The organism is Mesorhizobium sp. M7A.F.Ca.US.002.01.1.1, assembly GCF_004022955.1.
Taxonomy (GTDB): Bacteria; Pseudomonadota; Alphaproteobacteria; order Rhizobiales; family Rhizobiaceae; genus Mesorhizobium; species Mesorhizobium ciceri.
The window spans coordinates 1-6619 of sequence record NZ_RZQE01000333.1 but is presented as its reverse complement, the minus strand read 5'-3'; the positions used below and the strand labels follow the sequence as shown (position 1 = coordinate 6619).

Here is a 6619-nt window from a genome sequence, read left to right as displayed (position 1 = left end):
GCTTCATTGCCAGAACACGACCGTCCAAGGGCACTGCTGCTGGTCGTCGCTTTAGCCAGATGCCAAAGGAATATTAGCTATTTCGAACAGTTGAGTTCATGCTCGGATGTTGTCACTGGCATCCGACGAGGGCTAGTGGGTCATACCTCAGCCGGGCCGCGCTATTGGTCCCTCCATGGCGCGGCCTTCTTGGGAGAAGAGATTGACCCGTGGGTACGGTTTGGCTCACGCGCGACTGTGCCGCGTAGCGTCGCAGGCGGACCGAAGCGATGGCGCGATGAAGAGGCGCAGGCCAACCGCCGTTGATCTTCAGGCCGTAAGCCCGGCCCCACACCTCAAACGTTGAAGCCGTTCGCTCGGCACTCGACGCCGTGCCCGTCAGAGGCGTGAGCCTTGACCGTGGGTTCATCTGCAGTGACTGGCAAAGGTAAGATCATCCGAGCCGGCGCCGCATCCCTCCATACAGCTTGCGGCTTGCTCAACTGCGACTGATTTATGCCGATCGTCGGCGCGTTGCGATGGCACCTCGTAGGAAGGGTCTGCCCGAATAACCGGCTCCAGATCGTGGGGGAAGTTCGGCGCATGGACGGGCAGTGCTTCGGCCGAATTGTCGCGCTTTTGAGCCGTCGCTGGAAGGATTTCAGCGATCTCGACCAGGATTTCTTTGAGCAGATGTCTCATCTGCGCGCCCGCCCTGCGGCCCCTTGCTATGGCGATCAAACTTGCTGACGTAGCCAATGTTCCCGCTTGAGCTGAATGGCGCGCGCTCTGCCGGCAAAGATCGACGGAGCGGCTTGACGCGACGGGCCGCGTCCCTCTCGCCAGCATGATCGATATTGGAAAGTCGAAATTTGAACGGACTGTTGCCTGCCTTCGTCGGAGCGTTGGATGATCCGATCACGGCATGTGCCTGACCCCCGACTTGCCTCGCGCAGCTTCTTCCCTGGCTGCTGTCTGCCTCTGACGGGGTCGACGGGAACAAAGGCTCGATCATCCGGTTTGGAACCATCCCGTTAAGCACAGGACGAAAGTGCAGCCTGGCGGATGAGATACGGCAGCCGGATTGCTCATGGCTGCTTCGATCTGCATTCGGCAGCCGAGACTGAGCCCAAATGCCTGCAGGAGACTTCGTATGAGCGAAGCACGACACAGCGAAGGCAATGAGGTGACTTCGATTGCGGGCACGTCGCCCTTCGCCAGTTTTTTCATGGCTGGCTTTGAGTGCTCGTCGCACCGGCGCAAGGACGGCGTCCGCCTCGATCTTATCCGTGCGACCTCGCACTATTTGCACGCCCTGGGCGACTACCGCGGTTGCGCCGAACTCGGTCTTCGTACCGTCCGCGACGGATTGCGCTGGCACCTCATCGAAACCGCTCCTGGAAACTATGACTGGTCAAGCTGGACGCCGATGGTCGAAGCAGCGCAATCGGCAGGTGTCCAGGTCATCTGGGACATCTTCCACTACGGATGTCCAGACCACGTTGATCAAGGGTCGATGCATTTCATCGATGCCTATGCCTCGTTCGCTGCAGAAGCTGTGAGGGTTCATCGTTCAATCGCCGGTACAGCGCCTTTGTTGTGCCCGATCAACGAAATCTCGTTTTTCGCCTGGGCTGTTGAGGTTGGCTATTTCCCGCGCGTTGGCCCGAAGAAGCGGGGATGGTTCAAGAGGCACCTCGTGAGAGCTGCAATAGCTGGCGTTCGCGCGATGCGCGAGGTCGATCCCGCTTGCAGATTTGTCTGGGCCGAGCCGCTTATCCACATTGCTCCTCGCGACCGAACGCGGACCGAACGGCGTCGGGCCGAAAATGCCCGTCTCGGACAGTTCGAAGCTTACGACATGCTGCTGGGCCGGGCAGAGCCCGAGTTGGGGGGCAGCGACGATGTTGTCGATGTCGTTGGCCTGAATTTCTACCCGCACAATCAGTGGTACCTCAACGGGCCGACGATTCCCATGGGGCACCACGAGTACCGTGCCCTATCCGAGATGCTGATCGAGGTCGCGCATCGATATGGCAAGTCGATGTTCATCGCCGAGACCGGCTCCGAGGGATCAGGCGGGGCGGCGTGGCTCCATTATGTCTGCGACGAGGTGCGTGCCGCAATTGACTTCGAAGCGCCGATCGAAGGTATTTGCCTATACCCGATAACCGCCTATCCGGGCTGGGACAATTCGCGGCATGCGGAGGTGGGATTGTTTTCGGTCGTCCAGGCGGACGGCAGTCGGCACGTCCGCAAGCCCATCGCGGAGGAATTGGCCCGCCAGCGAGCTTTGTTCGCGGCGAACCTGACGCGTTAATACATGAGCGGCACGAGGGATGTTGCGAGCGCCTGTCGGCGCCGCCTTGCCACGCTCGATGCTCCCAGGTACGTCCGGGTGGGCGAGCTACAGCGCCCCTTCGGCCAACGACGCCTTCCCCGCGCTCGCCCATTCCGGGACGCTCTTCTGGATGCGGGCGAAGGTTGCCAGGGCCTGCCCGACCACCTGATCCATGTTGTAGTAGCGGTAGGTTGCCAGGCGACCGACAAACCACACGTCGGGACAGGTTGCGCCAAGCGCTTCGTAGCGCTTGAAGAGCTCTTCGTTTTCGGCCCGCGGCACCGGATAGTACGGGTCCCCGATATCGGTGGGATATTCGTAGGTCAGACTGGTCCGCGCGTTCTGCTGGCCGGTCAGATGTTTGTACTCGGTGATGCGGGTGTAATCTTCCGTCTGGGGATAGTTGACGACGGCAACCGGCTGAAACTGCTCTTGGTCGAGGGTGACGTGCTCGAAGCGGAGCGAACGATAAGGAAGACGCCCCAGCTGCCAGCCGAAGTACTCGTCGATCGGGCCGGTATAGATCAGGCGGTTGAACGGTATCTCGTCACGAATTTCGCGGAAGTCGGTCTGCAGCATGATCTTGATGTTCGGATGGTCGAGCATGCGCTCGAACATCCTCGTGTATCCGCCGGCAGGCATCTTCTGGAAGCTGTCGCTGAAATATCGGTCATCGCGGTTGGTCCTGGTCGGCACTCGTGCCGTCACCGATTTGCTCAGCTGGTTCGGATCGACGCCCCATTGCTTTCTGGTGTAGCCACGGAAGAATTTTTCGTAGAGTTCGCGTCCCACGGTGCTGACGACAACATCCTCGGCCGTTCGCACGTCCTCAACCGTTTCGCGTCGCGACGCGAAGAACTCCTCCAACTGTGCAGAATTCAGTTCGAGGCCATAAAGGCGGTTTATCGTGTCCAGATTGATCGGGATGGGGAGCAGTATCCCATCCACCGCCGCCAGAACCCTATGCTCGTATGTGCGCCATTGGGTGAACTGCGAGAGGTAGTCCACGATCGACTGGCTGTTGGTGTGAAAAATATGTGGCCCATAGCGGTGGATGAGGATGCCGGCTTCATTATAGCAATCATAGGCGTTGCCGCCGACATGGCTGCGGCGATCGACCAAGAGAACGCTTTCATGACGCTGCGAGGCTATTCTTTCGGCAAGCACGCTGCCGGCAAACCCCGCGCCGACGATCAGCCAATCGAACACGGCTATGCGCTCCTGCGCAACGGGACGACCTTCTTGCGTCGGTAGGCGCCCTCAATGTGAGCGGCCATGGCCGTCCATGTTCTTTCCCACGACATGTCAGCCAGATAGGCATCGACTTGCGGCAGCAGCATCTCACGCGGTCGCAAAAGCATGGAGCGCAGCTTGCTCTCCAAGTCGTCACTGTCGGCGATTTCCACCAGTCCAGCAGCGCCGTAGCTGCGCACGACGTCAACGATCGCCGTCGAGATTACGGGCAGGCCCGCAGCCAGGAACTCTGGCGTCTTGGTTGGGCTGATGAACCGGGTCGCCTCGTTGAGTGCAAACGGCATCCAGCCGGCATCCCAATGGCGCAGATAATCGGGCAGGTCGCAGTAGGCCTTGGCACCCAACCAATGCAGGTTGTCGGCCTTCGGCAGGATTGCAGGATCGATTTTGACCACGGGGCCAATCATGACGAAATGCACGTCCGGCATCGTCCGCGCCGCTAGCGCCACGAGTCCGGCGTCCAGCCGCTCGTCGATGACGCCGAAATACCCCACCCTCGGGTGAGGAATGCCGGCCTGATCGGCTGGGTCCTTTCCTGGCAGCCTTGCCTTGTGAAAATGTTTCACGTCGATGCTGCTCGGAAAGGGGTAAATAGCCTGATGCAGGCGGCGCTTGGTCTCGAACAGGCTCAGGCCACCGGTGAAAACGAGATCGGCGCGGCGCAGAAGTGCCTTTTCCATCTGCGCCAGTTCGGGCGGCGCATTCTTGAAAGCGGAGAGTTCGTCCATGCAGTCGTAGACGCATATGTCTGGGTCAAGAAACTCCGTGAAGCGGAGAGCCATCGGCGTGTAATACCAGGCGATCAGCCGGCTGTGCGGCATAGAAGCTATGATCTGCTGAACAAACCTCCGCTGCACGGCATCTGATTTCGCGGCCGACGCGCCGAGCGGCAGCACTGGTGTCACGATCAGGATGTTTGGCGATGCCTCGCTCGTCCGCATCTGCGGCTGTGGCAGTTCTTCGAAAACAGGCTCCTCAAAGTAGACCACTCTCTGCTGCTCGGATGCGAGGGTGAGGATATGCTGCGGCCGTTGATGAACGAAATTCCATCGCAAGTGGGAGAAGCAAACCAGTAGATTTTCCCTGCCAGTGTGTTTACTGGCGGATACCCTGCCCAAGGCTGCTTCCATTGAGATGTTCCTTCCCGTAATCTTTAGTTTATGTTACGACTAACATTTGTTAAGCGCGGATCGAGGAGAAATAGACTTCGATGCCAGCTCCTAACTTTCCAGCGCGTGAGTTGTTCCAAGGTGAAGTGAAGAGCTCTCGGTCACCGCTCGGATGACGAATGCGACCATATTTCCGCGAAGCTGAGAACGCCCGCCGCGCATCGCCGGGCTTTGAAAGCGTGAGCGACGGGGGAATGTCGGTGGAGAACGGACCTGCCGTATTTGCGTTGAAGTCGCTGGCTATAAAATGCGCAGGACATCAAGTTGATTCGCCCGCATCGCTGGCGAGTCCGTGCCAGGCGAATTCCGGGGCTGATATGAAGATCGACTTTGCGACCAACGTTTTTCCGCTGTTTCATCCGCAAAGCGTGGATGATCTCAAGGACCCTTGCCCCGTCTTTGATGGCAGCCTGTGGCACGTCTTCGGCTCGAGCGGCACGGTGACCACCGAGACGTGGACGATACTGCACGCCACGGCGCCGGACCTTTATGGGCCGTGGACCGAGCATCAGTCGATCGAGCTTCCAATCAATGGGAGTGGTGTTGCGGCTCCGGGGGTCATCCACGAAAGCGGCGTCTTTCACATGTTCATCCAGACCGAGTTCATGAAGTCTGGCGGCCGCTGCGAGCATGCGGTTTCCAATGACGGGTTCCAGTGGGTGGTTCTTAGCCCCGCCATCCTCGCCATCCCGGACACCGAGGAAGATGGCATTTACGATCCGCATCCCGCACTTATTGGCGGCAAGCGCTATCTCGTCTATTCCGCCATGCCAAAATTCACCAGGGTGCCGCAGCCCGACATCTATCTCGCACGCAGCCAATCCGACTCATGGTTCGGTCCTTGGAAGCGGATCGGCAAGATCCTCGACCACAATGATGTGCCTCACCACAACACGAGAGAGGATCCCGACTATGAATGGGGCATTGAGGGCGCACAACTGGTCGAATTGCCGGACGGTCGCGTGCTTCTCAATGCCACTTGCTTTCTGCCCAATGGCCTTCGCGGGAACCGGCAACGCGTGTTTTTTGCCATCGCGGATAACGTTGCTGGACCTTACGTCTCGATCGGCCCGGTGCTGGAACCAGGCCAGCCGGGAGAGAACGGCCACTCGACAGTGATGATCGAAGGCAGCCAGCTTTCACTGTTTTATCAGAGCCGGGTCGCCACGACTGATCATCGGTGGCGCTACGGCTTGGCCAGATGTGACGTCGCTCTGCTTTCCAGGGTCGCGTGATCCGGTCGGCGCCACTCGCACCGACTGCATCAACGAACTGGACGGCTCGCATTGCGAATAAGCGTCCGTGGCTCGAGACATTCCTGCGGAAAGCCTGCCGGAATTAAGTGTTCCTCGCACGGAACAATGCATCAGAGCTGAGGTTCGGCTGACTTCCAACCAGGAGTCAGCCATGTATTCACCGACAAGAAATTGCAGTACCCGGTTCGTGTGGAAACGCCCAATCCAGTCTTTGCCCGTGCCTTGCAGCAGGCCATCGGCGGAGTAGAAGGCGAGATCCGCGTGGCCTTGCAGTATTTCTTCCAGGCATGGGGATGCCGCGGGCCGGCCAAATACCGCGACCTGTTGTTGAACACGGCGACGGAGGAGCTCGGCCATATCGAAATGCTGGCGACTGCGGTCGCCCTCAATCTTGAGGGTGCACCACTTTCGCTGCAGGAGGACATCTCGTCGGACACGGTCGGCGGCTCGGTCCTCAACGGGATGAACTTCCGCCATATCTTGTCGACCGGCCTGGCCGCACTGCCTGAAAACGCCAACGGCGTTCCCTTCAATGCTTCGCATGTCTATGCCAGCGGCAATCTTGCCGCGGATATGGTCGCAAACGTCACCGCGGAAGGAAGCGGCCGCGTGCTTGCGAC

General features: G+C 59.4%; 6 protein-coding genes. 3 read left to right on the top strand and 3 right to left on the bottom strand.

Annotation, left to right across the window (positions count from 1 at the left end):
• Positions 1-405 precede the first annotated feature (405 nt).
• Positions 406-681 carry a hypothetical protein gene (locus EN932_RS25505; RefSeq protein WP_127367608.1) on the bottom strand — a complete coding sequence of 92 codons (276 nt, stop codon included), beginning with the start codon at positions 679-681 and terminating at the stop codon, positions 406-408.
• Positions 682-1132: 451 nt separating this feature from the next.
• Between EN932_RS25505 and EN932_RS25500 the strand changes: the two genes are divergently transcribed.
• Positions 1133-2299 carry a beta-glucosidase gene (locus EN932_RS25500; RefSeq protein ID WP_127371054.1) on the top strand — a complete coding sequence of 389 codons (1167 nt, stop codon included), beginning with the start codon at positions 1133-1135 and terminating at the stop codon, positions 2297-2299.
• 87 nt (positions 2300-2386) lie between these two features.
• Here the strand turns inward: EN932_RS25500 and glf are convergent, their stop codons facing one another.
• Together glf and EN932_RS25490 are read right to left on the bottom strand one after the other, a co-directional pair.
• A complete protein-coding gene (glf, locus tag EN932_RS25495) occupies positions 2387-3529 on the bottom strand; it encodes a UDP-galactopyranose mutase (RefSeq protein ID WP_024504623.1) in 1143 nt (380 codons plus the stop codon).
• Positions 3530-3531: 2 nt separating this feature from the next.
• The gene (locus EN932_RS25490) at positions 3532-4704 is read right to left on the bottom strand and encodes a glycosyltransferase (RefSeq protein ID WP_024504622.1); all 1173 of its coding nucleotides are present in this window, start codon (positions 4702-4704) and stop codon (positions 3532-3534) included.
• 158 nt (positions 4705-4862) lie between these two features.
• Between EN932_RS25490 and EN932_RS25485 the strand changes: the two genes are divergently transcribed.
• The gene (locus tag EN932_RS25485; protein WP_164752036.1) at positions 4863-5978 is read left to right on the top strand and encodes a hypothetical protein; all 1116 of its coding nucleotides are present in this window, start codon (positions 4863-4865) and stop codon (positions 5976-5978) included.
• Between the two features lie 192 nt (positions 5979-6170).
• The coding region (locus tag EN932_RS25480) for a manganese catalase family protein (RefSeq protein ID WP_206618959.1) at positions 6171-6619 on the top strand (449 nt) is incomplete at its 3' end.

Excerpts from the sequence above, each read along its gene's own strand:
- EN932_RS25505 (WP_127367608.1), bottom strand. The coding sequence starts at position 681 with ATGAGACATCTGCTCAAAGAAATCCTGGTCGAGATCGCTGAAATCCTT.
- EN932_RS25500 (WP_127371054.1), top strand. The coding sequence starts at position 1,133 with ATGAGCGAAGCACGACACAGCGAAGGCAATGAGGTGACTTCGATTGCG.
- EN932_RS25490 (WP_024504622.1), bottom strand. The coding sequence starts at position 4,704 with ATGGAAGCAGCCTTGGGCAGGGTATCCGCCAGTAAACACACTGGCAGG.
- EN932_RS25485 (WP_164752036.1), top strand. The coding sequence starts at position 4,863 with ATGCGACCATATTTCCGCGAAGCTGAGAACGCCCGCCGCGCATCGCCG.